Origin of the sequence: Streptococcus sp., from assembly GCF_019414905.1 — a bacterium.
In the GTDB taxonomy this organism is placed as follows: Bacteria; Bacillota; Bacilli; order Lactobacillales; family Streptococcaceae; genus Streptococcus.
Genome location: NZ_DXLC01000086.1, coordinates 1 through 14,173 on the forward strand (window position 1 = coordinate 1; position 14,173 = coordinate 14,173).

Annotated in this window: 12 protein-coding genes; 3 read left to right on the top strand and 9 right to left on the bottom strand. The window is 42.0% G+C overall.

Annotated features, from left to right (window positions below; translation table 11 throughout):
• Positions 1-1,822: HAD-IC family P-type ATPase (locus tag QZ359_RS02430; protein ID WP_293957943.1), on the bottom strand; the 1,822-nt coding region annotated here is incomplete at its 3' end.
• Between the two features lie 306 nt (positions 1,823-2,128).
• Between QZ359_RS02430 and mntE the strand changes: the two genes are divergently transcribed.
• Positions 2,129-3,313 carry a CDF family manganese efflux transporter MntE gene (mntE, locus tag QZ359_RS02435; RefSeq protein ID WP_293957945.1) on the top strand — a complete coding sequence of 395 codons (1,185 nt, stop codon included), beginning with the start codon at positions 2,129-2,131 and terminating at the stop codon, positions 3,311-3,313.
• Between the two features lie 37 nt (positions 3,314-3,350).
• On the opposite strand, the gene QZ359_RS02440 is transcribed toward mntE, so the two are convergent.
• From QZ359_RS02440 to cdaA, 8 genes are all read right to left on the bottom strand, one after another.
• Entirely contained in the window at positions 3,351-5,222 is a 1,872-nt protein-coding gene (locus QZ359_RS02440) for an ABC-F family ATP-binding cassette domain-containing protein (RefSeq protein ID WP_293957947.1), read from the bottom strand.
• Positions 5,219-6,418 (bottom strand): CCA tRNA nucleotidyltransferase, encoded by a 1,200-nt coding sequence (locus tag QZ359_RS02445; RefSeq protein WP_293957949.1) that lies wholly within the window; start codon positions 6,416-6,418, stop codon positions 5,219-5,221. Before QZ359_RS02445 ends, QZ359_RS02440 begins: the two co-directional genes overlap by 4 nt.
• Positions 6,415-7,182 (bottom strand): 4-hydroxy-tetrahydrodipicolinate reductase, encoded by a 768-nt coding sequence (gene dapB / locus QZ359_RS02450; RefSeq protein ID WP_293957951.1) that lies wholly within the window; start codon positions 7,180-7,182, stop codon positions 6,415-6,417. The genes QZ359_RS02445 and dapB overlap by 4 nt, the downstream gene beginning before the upstream one ends.
• A 267-nt stretch (positions 7,183-7,449) precedes the next feature.
• The gene (locus QZ359_RS02455) at positions 7,450-8,298 is read right to left on the bottom strand and encodes a DegV family protein (RefSeq protein ID WP_293957953.1); all 849 of its coding nucleotides are present in this window, start codon (positions 8,296-8,298) and stop codon (positions 7,450-7,452) included.
• A gap of 1 nt (position 8,299) precedes the next feature.
• Positions 8,300-8,674, bottom strand: a complete 375-nt coding sequence (locus QZ359_RS02460) for a DUF1149 family protein (protein ID WP_001050087.1) — start codon at positions 8,672-8,674, stop codon at positions 8,300-8,302.
• 73 nt (positions 8,675-8,747) lie between these two features.
• Positions 8,748-10,100: a phosphoglucosamine mutase gene (gene glmM / locus QZ359_RS02465; protein ID WP_293957957.1), complete on the bottom strand. Its 1,353-nt coding sequence runs from the start codon at positions 10,098-10,100 to the stop codon at positions 8,748-8,750.
• Positions 10,101-10,124: 24 nt separating this feature from the next.
• Positions 10,125-10,904 (bottom strand): CdaR family protein, encoded by a 780-nt coding sequence (locus tag QZ359_RS02470; protein WP_293957959.1) that lies wholly within the window; start codon positions 10,902-10,904, stop codon positions 10,125-10,127.
• Positions 10,891-11,748 (bottom strand): diadenylate cyclase CdaA, encoded by an 858-nt coding sequence (cdaA, locus tag QZ359_RS02475; RefSeq protein WP_261064379.1) that lies wholly within the window; start codon positions 11,746-11,748, stop codon positions 10,891-10,893. Before cdaA ends, QZ359_RS02470 begins: the two co-directional genes overlap by 14 nt.
• Positions 11,749-11,992: 244 nt before the next feature.
• Here cdaA and QZ359_RS02480 point away from each other — a divergent pair, with 244 nt between their 5' ends.
• Positions 11,993-12,961 (top strand): NAD(P)/FAD-dependent oxidoreductase, encoded by a 969-nt coding sequence (locus QZ359_RS02480; protein WP_293957964.1) that lies wholly within the window; start codon positions 11,993-11,995, stop codon positions 12,959-12,961.
• A 549-nt stretch (positions 12,962-13,510) separates the two neighbouring features.
• Positions 13,511-13,867: a hypothetical protein gene (locus QZ359_RS02485; RefSeq protein ID WP_293957966.1), complete on the top strand. Its 357-nt coding sequence runs from the start codon at positions 13,511-13,513 to the stop codon at positions 13,865-13,867.
• The last annotated feature ends 306 nt before the right edge of the window (positions 13,868-14,173 follow it).

Below are 14,173 nucleotides of genomic sequence, written 5' to 3' on the forward strand. Positions count from 1 at the left end.
TGTGTTCTGGAGACACACGGGCATAAACAGAGTATTGACCAACTACTTTTTCAAAGTCTTCATCTGACAGTTCATTGAGTTCAGCACCAGTTAAAACGTGACCTTCTGTATCGTTTGCATCAATGATTCCCAAACGTTTGGCAATAGCTTCTGCAGTATCTTGATGATCACCCGTAATCATGATTGGACGGATTCCCGCTTCCTTAGCCACACGAACAGCCTCAGCAGCTTCAGGACGTTCAGGGTCAATCATTCCAATCAAACCAGTAAAGATTAAATTATTTTCAAGCTCTTCAGAAGTGAGGTTTTCTGGAATGCTGTCAATAATCTTATAAGCACCTGCAAGGACACGCAAGGCTTGGTGGGCCATTTCAGAGTTGTTTGTGTGAATGAGGTTTGTAACCTTCTCATCAATCGGAGCAATATCCCCAGCTTTATCACGAAGAACACAACGTTTCAAAAGTTGGTCTGGCGCACCCTTGACTGCTACGAGGAAGCGTCCATCTGCAAGTGGATGAACTGTTGACATGAGCTTACGTTCAGAATCAAATGGCAACTCAGCTACACGAGGATATTTGTCTAAAAATCCTTTAACATCGTAGCCCTTGTCCAAGGCATACTGGATAAAGGCTGTTTCAGTAGGGTCACCAATCAGGTTGCCTTCAACATCAATTTTCGTATCATTGGCCAAGACAACTGAACGAAGTAATGGCATTTCAAGACCCAATTCAATGTCATCAGCTGAGTCATGCAATACCGCATCGTAAAAGACTTTTTCAACTGTCATCTTGTTCATAGTCAGCGTACCAGTCTTATCAGAAGCGATGATTTCTGTTGAACCAAGTGTTTCTACTGCTGGCAACTTACGAACGATAGAATTACGTTTAGCTAAGACTTGCGTACCAAGGGCAAGAACAATAGTTACAATAGCTGGGAGCCCTTCTGGAATGGCTGCAACGGCAAGCGCAACAGAGGTCATCAACTCACCAAGTGGATTTTTTCCTTGAATGAAGACACCCACTACAAAAGTAACAAGGGCAATGACCAAGATAGCATAGGTCAAGACCTTAGAAAGGTTATTCAAGTTTTGTTTGAGTGGTGTATCTGTCTCATCCGCATCTTGAAGCATACCAGCGATGTGACCAACCTCAGTATACATCCCTGTATTAACAACAACACCCATCCCACGACCATAGGTCACGTTAGAGTTTTGGAAGGCCATATTGACACGGTCACCAAGACCAGCATCTGAAGCCAATTCTACTGATAAGTCTTTTTCGACTGGCACAGACTCACCTGTCAAAGCAGCTTCTTCGATTTTAAGAGAATTGGCTTCTAGCAAACGTAGGTCTGCTGGTACCACATCACCTGCTTCAAGGGCAACGATATCTCCTGGAACCAATTCTTTAGAGTCAATCTCAGTCATGTGACCATCACGAAGAACACGGGCTGCTGGACTAGACATGGATTTGAGGGCTTCGATAGCTTCTTCTGCTTTTCCTTCTTGGTAAACACCAAAGGCAGCGTTAATGATAACCACGGCTAGGATGATAATGGCATCTGCGATATCTTCCCCACCAGAAGTCACGACTGACAAGATTGCTGCCGCAACTAGGATGATAATCATCAAATCCTTAAATTGCTCGATGAACTTGACCAGTATTGATCGTTTCTCGCCTTCTTCGAGTTCATTGTGGCCAAATTCGGCAAGGCGTTTTTCCGCCTCGCTTGATGACAAACCTTGCTCGGTCGCATCCACAGCCTTCAAGACCTCTTCAGGACTCTGAGTATAAAACGCTTGGCGTTTTTGTTCTTTTGACATGTGTCTCCTCCTTGACATTGTGTGCAAAACAGACTCTCTTTTCCTCATCGTATATTTTCACGACAAACAAAAAGAGACCTGTTAATCATAACAAGTCTCGCTGTTTAAGATAGTGCCGGAAAGCATACTTTTCAGTATAAAATTCGGAATGACGACACTATCGCAGGTTTCTGCCAGCTACTCCCTTGAGTAGTTCTATTATACCAAATTTTGAAAAGTTTTCAAAGAGTAAAAACTGCCTTATTTGAATTTTCCCTTGAAAACCAGTATAATGGTAAAATGCTATGTGACTAGAAAGGAAGTTGAATGAAGCAATCTATCTCAAATCTCAAGTTAGCTGAACGTGGGGCCATTATCAGTATTTCGACCTATCTGCTCTTATCAGCAGCAAAACTAGCAACTGGTCATCTTCTTCATTCATCCAGTTTGGTGGCCGATGGTTTCAACAACGTCTCGGACATCATTGGAAATGTGGCCCTCTTAATTGGGATTCGGATGGCGCGCCAACCTGCAGACCGTGACCACCGTTTTGGCCACTGGAAGATTGAGGATTTAGCTAGCTTAATTACTTCCATCATCATGTTCTATGTCGGTTTCGATGTGCTAAGGGATACCATTCAAAAAATTCTCAGTCATGAAGAAACGGTCATTGACCCTCTTGGTGCAACTCTGGGAATCATTTCTGCAGCGATTATGTTTCTAGTTTATCTCTACAATACTCGCCTCAGTAAGAAATCCAACTCCAAAGCACTGAAGGCCGCAGCAAAGGACAATCTTTCTGACGCTGTTACCTCACTGGGAACTACCATTGCCATCCTAGCTAGCAGTTTCAATTATCCCATTGTAGATAAACTGGTCGCCATCATCATCACTTTCTTTATCTTGAAAACTGCCTATGATATCTTCATCGAATCTTCCTTTAGCCTTTCAGATGGCTTTGACGACCGCCTGCTTGAGGACTATCAAAAGGCCATCATGGAAATTCCCAAAATCAGCAAGGTTAAGTCCCAAAGAGGTCGCACCTACGGCAGCAATATTTACTTGGATATCACTCTTGAAATGAATCCCGACCTGTCGGTTTTTGAAAGCCACGAGATTGCGGATCAAGTCGAGTCTATGCTGGAGGAACGTTTTGGCGTCTTTGATACCGATATCCATATCGAGCCAGCACCTATCCCTGAGGATGAAATTTTAGATAATGTCTACAAAAAATTGCTCATGCGTGAACAATTGATTGACCAAGGAAATCAACTGGAAGAACTCTTGGCTGATGATTTTTTCTATATTCGGAAAGATGGAGAGCAGATGGATAAAGAGGCTTATAAAGCCGAAAAAGAGTTGAATTCTGCTATCAAGGATATTCAAATCACTTCCATCAGTCAGAAAACCAAACTCATCTGCTATGAGTTAGATGGTATCGTTCATACCAGTATCTGGCGACGCCACGAAACTTGGCAAAATATCTTTCATCAAGAAACCAAAAAAGAATAGAGAAATCCCGTCCATGAGACGGGATTTTTCTATTCTTCTAGCTATCAAATTCACTTAGATATTCATAGCGCTCGTATTTTTCAAGGAGTTCTTCGTTTTTCTCATCCAGTTCTTTTTGGAGAGTAGCCAGCTTACCAAAGTCAGAGCCATTTGCCTGCATTTCTTCTTCAATAGCAGCAATACGATTTTCCAAGGCTTCAATATCCCCTTCAATGCTTGCCCACTCCTGCTTTTCTTGGTAGGTCATGCGTTTCTTCTCTTCTCGAACCTTGACCACTTTTTCCTTTTCAGCTTTTTGCACTTGATTGGCCATCTCTGTTTCAAAGGATTTTTCATCAAGATAGTCGGTGTAATGACCAAAGAAAGGACGAATCTTGCCATCTTCAAAAGCGAGAATCTTGTTCGCTACCTTATCCAAGAAATAGCGGTCATGGCTAACTGTCAAGACAGGACCTGCAAAGCCTTGCAAGAAATTCTCCAAGACTGTCAAGGTTGCAATATCCAAATCATTGGTTGGCTCGTCCAAGAGAAGAACATTTGATTTTTCCAAGAGCAATTTGAGAAGATAAAGACGTTTTTTCTCTCCCCCAGACAATTTCTCAATCAAGGTTCCATGCGTCGAACGCGGGAAAAGGAACTGCTCCAGCAACTCTGCAATCGAAGTACTAGAACCACCGCTGGTCTTGACCTCTTCTGCCACTTCCTGCAGGTAATTGATCACACGCTTGCTTTCATCCAAACCCTCAATTTGTTGAGAGAAATAGGCAATGCGAACAGTTTCCCCAATCACAACTTGTCCTGCTGTCGGCTCAAGACTGCCTGCAATCAGATTGAGCAGGGTTGATTTCCCAACACCGTTATCCCCAACGATTCCGATACGGTCTTTAGCCTGCACCAAGAGATTAAAATTTTGCAAAATGGGCTTGTTTTCATAGGCAAAGGAAACATCCTGAAACTCGATGACCTTTTTCCCAATCCGACTAGTTTCAAAGTTCATGGTCAAGTCTGTCTCAGCAACGCCACCTGAAACTTCTTTCTTCAAGTCATGGAAACGATTGATACGAGCCTGCTGCTTGGTCGCACGCGCCTGCGGTTGTCTGCGCATCCAGGCCAATTCTTGTTTATAAAGTTGTTCCTTTTTGTGGAGAAGTGCTGCATCGCGCTCGTCTTGTTCCGCCTTGAGGCGAACATAATCCTGATAATTGCCCTGATACTCGGTCAATCCAGCTCTATCCAACTCGAAAATCCGTGTTGACAAAGCGTCTAAGAAGTAACGATCATGGGTGATAAAAAGGACAGTTTTCTTAGAATTTTTTAAAAAGAGGGTCAGCCACTCAATGGTCGCAATGTCCAGATGGTTGGTTGGCTCATCCAAAAGTAAGAGGTCGTGGTTACCAAGTAAGACTTGCGCCAACTGGACGCGTCTTCTCAGACCACCTGACAATTCCCCAACAGGAGTAGATAAGTCCTGAATACCCAACTTGCTGAGAACCGTCTTGACCTGACTCTCAATTTCCCAAGCTTGGAGGGAATCCATCTCTGCCATGATCCGTTCCAAACGCACCTGCTTGTCCTCACTGTAGTTGAGCATGAGGAGCTCATACTCACGAATGAGCTGGATTTCCTTGAGGTCGCTAGATAGGACCGTATCTAAGACCGTCTTGCTATCATCAAAATCAGGATCCTGTGTCAAGTAACCAATCTGGTAATCATTCTTAGCTGAAAAGGGACTGACATCCCCATCAAAGCCAGAAACACCAGAAAGAACATCTAAAAGAGTGGTCTTCCCTGTTCCATTGACACCAATCAGACCAATTCTGTCTAAGTCATGGATAATAAAGGAAATATCCTTAAAAACGGTCTTGTCACCGACGGATTTACTTAGTTTTTCAACGATAAAATCACTCATTTTTTCTCCTTCAGATAAGCATGGATGGCTTGGCGGTCATTTTCCAATTCCCCATCGACAATGGCATATTCAATCTCTGTTAAAATCTCTCCCAAGTCTGGCCCTGGTTGATACCCATATTCCTTAATCAAAATACCACCGTTGATTTGGATTTCTTTCTTATCATGAATGGTCAGACTCTGATAGGTTTCTGTGATGGCTTGTGGGTTGACTTCTTTTCCTTGAGCCTGACGAAGATTTTCAGCCTGTAAGAGTAAATCTAAATCAAAGCGATAACAATCGCGCTTGCTCAATTCTCCCTTTTCACGCAAGGCCAAAATAGTCAGTAAATTCTGAACTTGCTTGGCAAACTGACGTGAGGTCTTCCAAACCTTCAAAAATGGCTGCGCATTTTCAATCTCCAACGCCCATAGTAGAGCCGCCCAGGCTTGTTCAGAGGATTCAAAGGTGAAATCAGTCTCCAATTCAAACAGTCTGTTGAGCTTATCCTGACTAGATGCCATATCAGGAAGATAGTCATAAGCTTGACTCTCAATCATGGAAGTCAAACCCCTTCTCCAAAATGGAGCCAGCAATAGTTTATCAAACTCAACAAAGGTACGCTCTACAGAAATTTTCTCCAACAATGGCGTCAAGGTCTTCATAGCTTTGAATGTTTCTTGCTCTAGCTCAAAGCCAAGACTGGCCTGAAAACGGAAACCACGCATAATCCGCAAAGCATCTTCGTTGAAACGTTCACTAGCCACTCCAACTGCTCGCAAGACTTGATTTTCCATATCTTCTAACCCATGGAACAAGTCAATGATTTCCCCTGTCTCGTCCAAGGCAAAGGCGTTGACTGTGAAATCACGACGCTTGAGGTCTTCTTCTAGCGAACGCACAAAGGAAACCGAACTGGGTCTGCGATAGTCTACATAAACATCCTCTGTCCGAAAGGTGGTCACCTCATACTCCTCTTCCCCATCTAAGACCAAGACAGTTCCATGCTCGATTCCGATATCGGCTGTTCGCGGAAAAATCTGCTTGGTTTCTTCTGGATAAGAAGATGTCGCAATATCCACATCATGGATGGGACGATTGAGTAGGGCATCTCGAACAGAGCCCCCAACAAAATAAGCCTCAAAACCTGCTTCTTTAATTTTTTCTAATACTGGTAAAGCCTTCTGAAATTCAGAAGGCATTTGCGTTAATCTCATAATAAGTGTTCTAATCCATAGACAAGCTCATGACGCTTGACAACTTCTTTAATTCCCAAATTCACCCCTGTCATGAAGGAGCTGCGATCATAGGAGTCATGACGGAGGGTCAATCCTTCTCCTTGATTGCCAAAGATGACTTCCTGATGAGCTACCAAGCCTGGCAAACGAACTGAGTGAATACGCATGCCATCAAAGTCAGCACCACGAGCACCAGCAATCAGCTCTTCCTCATCCACAGCCCCTTGCTGAATAGACTCTCGAACTTCTGCCATCATCTCAGCTGTTTTAATAGCTGTTCCACTCGGGGCATCCTTTTTCTTGTCATGATGGAGCTCTATAATCTCCACATTTGGGAAATATTTAGCAGCCTGCGTCGCAAATTGCATGAGCAAGACAGCACCCAAGGCAAAGTTAGGGGCAATCAAGCCACCCAAGTCTTGGGCACGAGAAAATTCTTTTAGTTCTGCAATTTCTTCACTAGTAAAACCTGTTGTTCCAACTACTGGAGCAAAGCCATTTTCAAGAGCAAAGCGCGTATTTTCATAGGCAACAGCTGGTGTAGTAAAGTCTACCCAGACATCCGCTTCAAAGCCCGCTAAATCAACCTTATCCTTGAAAACAGGAATACCCTGCCATTCTGACTCAGACTCAAACGGATCCAAAACTGCTACCAAGTCCAATTCTGGATCAGCCAAGACCATCTGACAAGCAGCCTGGCCCATCTTTCCCTTAAAACCAGCAATAATTACTCGAATACTCATCTCTACTCCTGTCTAAGATACAAAGGACCTTAGCTACCCATGAAAAATAGGGAATGGGGCTGACTTTCCATGAAAGTCAAGGCAGTCATCTTTTTTCAAGAGGCAGATAGTCCATGTTCAATTTCCAAGATACAAAGCCTGTAAGAACACAACGTGAAAATAGGAGTTCTGATCAAAGAGTGTCTACTCCTTGAAAGAACTATCTTTTTCACACAAGGTTCCAGGCGTGTTCATTTGCTAACTTCTTAACTAGTCTAGAAGTGCCAACTAAATCACTGGAATATAACCCAGAGCAATGCTTCCTGCACCTAGGTGTGTTCCAATGACACTACCAAATGTAGCAAGTGAAATATCCGTACCCACTCCAGATTCAAGCAAGTGTTGACGCAACTCTTCAGCCTTTTCAGGAGCATTTCCGTGAATGACAATGACCCGATATTGGCCTGAAGCTGTGGTTTCCTTGATGATTTCAATTAAGCGCTTTGTGGCTTTCTTTTCAGTACGAACTTTTTCGTAAACTTCAATCACACCTTGGTCGTTGAAATAAAGGATTGGCTTAATGCTAAGCAAATTGCCCAAAATGGCAGCCCCATTTGAAAGGCGTCCACCTTTAACCAAATGATCCAAATCATCTACCATGATAAAGGCTGACGTACGACTAATTTGAATGGCTAGCTTATCCTGAATGATGGCAAAATCATCGCCCTGGTCTCGCCAGTTAAAGACGCTTTCAACCATGATACCCAGAGGAGCACTTGTAATCAAAGTGTCTGGGAAGGCAATGGTTAAGCCCTCATAGTCATCTATCATATACTGGATATTTTGGTAAAAACCTGAAATTCCAGAAGATAGGAAAAGCCCCAAGGCATGGGTATAGCCTTTTTCTTTGAGCGAAGTTAAGATTTCATCTAACTTGGCAATACTTGGTTGACTAGTCTTAGGCAATTCAGAAGCCTGAGCCATTTTTTGGTAAAATTCCTCAGCAGTCAGATTGAAACCTTCGATATACTCCTCACCATCAATATTGACAGGAATATCCAAGACAAATAAATCTTCTCTTTGCAAGGTCTCTGCACTGAGATAGGCAGAAGAATCTGTGATAACAGCTAGTTTCATATTAGAACTCCAAATTGATTCCTGGTAAGTCTAATGCAATTTCAGTTACTTCGTAAGTCAAACGGTTGAGCATATTCAAACATGGACGAGCCAAAGTTTCCACTTCTTCTTGGCTCAATTCACTTGGTTCATTGACAATACGGCCATCGATATGATTTACCTGTGAAATGGTTCCACTGATGACAAACTTATCAAATACAATCATAAATGTCAAGATGACAATCAAGGAAGTCACTTGATTTTCTTGATCATGTTGGAGCAATTGGAAATTCACATCCACCTTAGTTTCAGGAGCTCCATTTTCATTTTCCCATTCAAAATTACGCGCATCAAAATGATACTGACTAACAAATTCTTGTTCACGTTTAAGATTCATGTCTTTCTCCCTCGGCTACAATATTATAAGCTATTGTACCATAATTTTTTATTTTCATCTAGTTTTCTAAGTTTTAGTCAATCCCGATTTCAGCACGAACAACGTCTGCAATGGTATCAACATAGTAGTCTACTTCTTCTGTTGTAGGCGCTTCTGACATAACACGCAAAAGGGGCTCTGTTCCACTTGGGCGAACAAGGATACGGCCATTCCCTGCCATTTCTTCTTCCATCTTCTCGATGATAGCCTTGATAGCTGGCACTTCCATGGCCTTTTCCTTCATGGCATTTTCCACTCGGATATTGACTAATTTTTGTGGATAGATAGTTACTTCTGCAGCCAACTCTGACAAGCTCTTACCAGTTTCCTTCATGATTTTTGTCAATTGGACAGCTGATAATTGACCATCACCTGTTGTATTGTAATCCATCAAGATAACGTGCCCAGACTGTTCACCACCAAGGTTGTAGCCTGATTTTCTCATTTCTTCAACAACGTAGCGGTCGCCAACTGCAGTGACTACCTTGTTAATACCTTCACGGTCCAAGGCCTTGTGGAAACCAAGGTTAGACATCACAGTTGTCACAATTGTATTTTGAGCCAATTGTCCTTTTTCAGAAAGGTATTTCCCGATAATGTACATGATTTTGTCACCATCAACGATGTCGCCATTTTCATCAACAGCAATCAAGCGGTCACTGTCCCCGTCAAAGGCCAAACCAATAGCTGAGCCGCTTTGTTTGACAATTTCTTGAAGGGCTTCTGGGTGGGTTGAACCAACATTATGGTTGATGTTAAGCCCATCTGGTGTCTCCCCAATAACCGTCAATTGAGCACCAAGATCAGCAAAAATCTGACGGGCACTTGTAGAAGCGGCACCATTGGCTGTATCCAAAGCCACTTTCATTCCTTCAAGTGGCGTTCCAGTTGAAACAAGGTAGCTTTCATACTTACGCAAGCCTTCTGGATAATCTACCAAGGTTCCCAAGCCTTCAGCACTTGGACGAGGAAGAGTATCTTCTGCAGCATCTAGCAAGGCTTCAATTTCTGCTTCTTTTTCGTCGTCTAGTTTGAAGCCATCACCGCCAAAGAACTTAATTCCATTATCAAGGGCTGGGTTGTGGCTAGCAGAAATCATGACACCGGCACTTGCTCCCTCTGTTTTAACCAAGTAAGCTACTGCTGGTGTTGCCAGAACGCCTAGTTTGTATACGTGAATACCAACTGAAAGGAGACCTGCCACCAAGGCAGATTCTAGCATTTCCCCAGAAAGACGTGTGTCACGTCCTACAAAGACTTTCGGTGCTTCCGTTTCATGTTGACTGAGAACATAGCCTCCAAAACGTCCTAGCTTAAAGGCCAATTCCGGTGTTAGTTCTACGTTAGCTTCTCCACGGACTCCATCAGTCCCAAAATATTTACCCATTTTTATAAAATCCTTTTTCTATTTTTAATTCGTTTTTGAACTAGTTGCTTTCGTTGACGAAGATGTCTCCGACGAACTGCTTGTAGTTGAATTTGATGTGCTTGAACTTGGTGATACTGGTTTTGTAGTGACCTTCATTGTTGTATCAAATGGAGTAATCACTGCCGGTAAGACAACACCATTGCGATCGATTGCCTGCAAAGGTACCGAACCACTGTAATTACCTGTAATCCGTTCGCTGGTTGGTAAAAGTGCAATAATTTTGTCAATCTTAGCTAATGTTTCCTGGTCAGTTGTAACCGAAACTCGTTCGTTTGACACGGTTACACTATCAAGTTGTAGTTTCGGATCAATCTGGCTTTGGTCAACTTGTGGCACAACAATCATCCCATCTCGCTTAACCTTCTTCCCAACTTTCACTGTGATCTTTTGAGGCGTTGCCACAGCAGTCAATCCACTTGGAAGATTTTCAATGTTCAAGGGAACTTCAATTGTTCCAACACTAGCATCCGTCAAATCTGCCGTGACCTTAAACTTACGAGTGCTTTCCTGCATTTCGCTAGCCAAGGTCACACGATTAGCACCTGTCAACACAACTGAAACTTCTGATGCAAATCCGCTAATGAAATACTGGTCATCATCGTAGTGAATATCGATAGGAACGTTCGTTATCGTATTAGTGTAGGTTTCTGATTTGACCTGCCTTGCGGTATTGCTATTTTGAAAGTTGGTTGACGTTGCATAAATAAATAAGACACAAGCAAAAAAGAGAGATGAAATGATATATAGACTATTTTTTCTCATATTTCCAGCCTCCTAGCAAACGGTCCTTGAAACTGACTTTTTCCTCAACAGCTGGCAAAAGAATTGCTCGTAGCTCTGCTTCAAATTCTTCAATCGTCAAGTCGTGCTTGAAAACACCGTTATAGGTAATAGAAATGCCACCTGTTTCCTCTGAGACAATGAAAGTCAAGGCATCGGATACTTCTGATAAACCAATAGCCGCCCGGTGTCTGGTCCCAAATTCCTTGGAAATCCCTGTGCTTTCTGTTAAGGGCAGATAGGCAGAGGTGACTGCAATCCGATTTTCTCTGATAATCACAGCACCATCATGTAGAGGAGTGTTGGGAATAAAAATATTGATGAGGAGTTCTGCCGAAATTTTGGCATCCAAGGGAATTCCTGTCGCGATGTATTCTTGTAAGGTCCGAACCCGTTGAATAGCAACAAGAGCACCAATCTTACGGGGACTCATGTATTCAACTGACTTAACAAAGGCACGAATCATTTTCTCTTCTGCACTAATTTGAGTAGTAGAAAAGAAATCTGTCGCCCTTCCCAAACGTTCCAAACCAGTCCGAATCTCTGGAGAGAAGATAACAACCGCAGCAATAACCCCATAGGTGATAATCTGATTAATCAACCAAGAAATCGTTGTTAAACCAAGGATATTGGCCACGACCTGGGCTAATACAAAGATCAAGACCCCCCGCACCAAAATCATAATCTTGGTGCCAGCTATCGCTTTTGTAAAACGATACAAAACATAGGTCACAATCAAAATATCAAACAGATTGATGGCAATACTCCAAGGACTAGAAAACAAGCTAGTCCAATATTGCAGGTTGGATAATTGTTGAAAGTTCATCTGCTGTCTCCTCTCTGTCCAAACACGTTCCTCTCTATTATAGCATTTTTCTGGCATTTTTTTCCCTATCCTACTTCATTTTAAATTAAAGAAAAAATATGATAAAATAAACTGATACTCAATGAAAATCAAAGAGCAAACTAGGAAGCTAGCCGCAGGCTGTACTTGAGTACGGTAAGGCGACGCTGACGTAGTTTGAATTTGATTTTCGAAGAGTATGACTAGAAAAAACAAAGGAGAAACCATGTCTCAACTCTATGATATTACCATTGTAGGTGGTGGTCCTGTCGGGCTCTTTGCAGCCTTTTATGCCCACCTACGCCAAGCCAAGGTCCAAATCATCGACTCTCTTCCCCAACTAGGTGGACAACCTGCTATTCTCTATCCTGAAAAGGAAATCCTAGACGTCCCAGGTTTCCCAAATCTGACTGGAGAAGAATTGACCAACCGCTTAATTGAACAGCTAAACGGCTTTGATACCCCTATTCATCTCAATGAAACGGTTCTTGAGATTGAAAAACAAGAAGAAGGCTTTGCCATTACCACTTCTAAAGGAAGTCACCTGTCTAAAACTGTTATCATCGCTATGGGTGGCGGTGCCTTTAAACCACGTCCGCTGGAACTAGAAGGCGTTGAGGGCTATGAAAATATCCACTACCACGTTTCCAACATCCAGCAATATGCTGGTAAGAAAGTGACGATTCTTGGTGGAGGAGACTCGGCTGTGGATTGGGCTTTGGCTTTTGAAAAAATTGCACCAACTACCCTTGTCCACCGCAGAGATAATTTCCGCGCCTTGGAGCACAGTGTCCAAGCCTTGCAGGAATCATCTGTAACCATCAAGACACCATTCGTCCCTAGCCAACTCCTTGGAGATAGAAAAACGCTCGATAAACTTGAAATCACAAAAGTTAAATCTGATGAAACAGAAACGATTGACCTAGACCACCTCTTTGTCAACTATGGTTTCAAATCTTCTGTCGGTAACCTCAAAAACTGGGGTCTGGACCTCAATCGTCACAAGATTATTGTCAACAGCAAGCAAGAATCTAGCCAATCAGGTATCTATGCTATCGGAGACTGCTGCTACTATGACGGAAAAATTGACCTGATTGCGACAGGCCTCGGAGAAGCTCCAACCGCTGTCAACAATGCCATCAACTACATTGACCCTGAGCAAAAAGTGCAGCCAAAACACTCAACCAGTTTATAAAAAAGAACCACGAGTCACATAGGATTCGTGGTTTTAAAATGAACTACACCTCAAAAGTTAGACAGAAATACATCTAACTTCTGATATGCAGCCCACCTTCTCTTTGCTCTTGTTTGAATAAGAAATTTTTTGAAGAATCATTAGATTATACAAAGTATTCATATCAGCCTTTTAAAGCTATATAAAAACTCTCCAACTATTCTATTATACCATATAAAAAAATAAATAAATAGACTTGTTTTTTTCTTTTTTTGACGTATACTAATAATAGAAAGCGCTTTAAATAAAATAAAAGGAGGTTTTATGAGGAAAGTAAATAAGGACATTTTATTCTTAACTGGAATCATAGTTTTATGTTTTGGTTTTTTATTATTTCACATTAACCCCTATTATGCCGAACCCTATGCGACACTGAAAGAAAGAATAAATTTATTCTTTTGGCAACTATATTGGAGACCTGTAGGAACTCTCAGTATTATTTCGGGTTGCATTATAACTTTCAAAGGATTGAAAAAATAATCTTTTACTCATGAAGAAAGGAAATTTGTTATGATTAAACTGAAACTATTGTTTTTCTCTCTACTATCAAGTCTATTATTCTTAGTCACAACATCTACGGTTTTTGCTGATGTCTATCCTGGTACAAATTATGAAATTGTATCTAATCGTATTGTAAAAGATATCAACACAGGAGAGTTATTGTCATTTTATACAACTGAACTTAGAGACGCCTATTTAGAGTCTAAATCTACGTATCAGACTCGTTCTAATGCAACTGGTGTTGCAGACTATAGAACTAAATACTCTCACTCTTACAAGAAAAGCACCACATCAGGTCCTGTAAGTTCAACTGCCTATGGTGGAAAAGCTGGAGGGAGCTACTCTGACTGTAGGTGCAGGTGTTAGCTTTTCTGCTCCGGAGTCTGGAGCTGGACTTAGTTTAAATCACTCAGTCTCCCATAACGTACCACCCTACACTTATGGTTATATTAGACTAAAAGCATCTTACACAGTAAACGTTCGTAAACTAGAAGTTAGATACTTAGGCACCAACAAATGGGTTCCAGCTGGTGAAACCTCTACTATATCGAATGTTAGCGTTTGGAGCGAACTGGTCACTTGGAAATAACTCATTAGAGACTGGGTAAAAACTCAATTTCAGGAGAAAATGAAATAAATTTTCTCACAATAAAACGGGCTCTATAATATTTG

Coding starts and splice junctions, on each gene's coding strand:
- mntE (WP_293957945.1), top strand. CDS start 2,129: ATGAAGCAATCTATCTCAAATCTCAAGTTAGCTGAACGTGGGGCCATT.
- QZ359_RS02440 (WP_293957947.1), bottom strand. CDS start 5,222: ATGAGTGATTTTATCGTTGAAAAACTAAGTAAATCCGTCGGTGACAAG.
- QZ359_RS02445 (WP_293957949.1), bottom strand. CDS start 6,418: ATGAGATTAACGCAAATGCCTTCTGAATTTCAGAAGGCTTTACCAGTA.
- dapB (WP_293957951.1), bottom strand. CDS start 7,182: ATGAGTATTCGAGTAATTATTGCTGGTTTTAAGGGAAAGATGGGCCAG.
- QZ359_RS02455 (WP_293957953.1), bottom strand. CDS start 8,298: ATGAAACTAGCTGTTATCACAGATTCTTCTGCCTATCTCAGTGCAGAG.
- QZ359_RS02460 (WP_001050087.1), bottom strand. CDS start 8,674: ATGAATCTTAAACGTGAACAAGAATTTGTTAGTCAGTATCATTTTGAT.
- glmM (WP_293957957.1), bottom strand. CDS start 10,100: ATGGGTAAATATTTTGGGACTGATGGAGTCCGTGGAGAAGCTAACGTA.
- QZ359_RS02470 (WP_293957959.1), bottom strand. CDS start 10,904: ATGAGAAAAAATAGTCTATATATCATTTCATCTCTCTTTTTTGCTTGT.
- cdaA (WP_261064379.1), bottom strand. CDS start 11,748: ATGAACTTTCAACAATTATCCAACCTGCAATATTGGACTAGCTTGTTT.
- QZ359_RS02480 (WP_293957964.1), top strand. CDS start 11,993: ATGTCTCAACTCTATGATATTACCATTGTAGGTGGTGGTCCTGTCGGG.
- QZ359_RS02485 (WP_293957966.1), top strand. CDS start 13,511: ATGATTAAACTGAAACTATTGTTTTTCTCTCTACTATCAAGTCTATTA.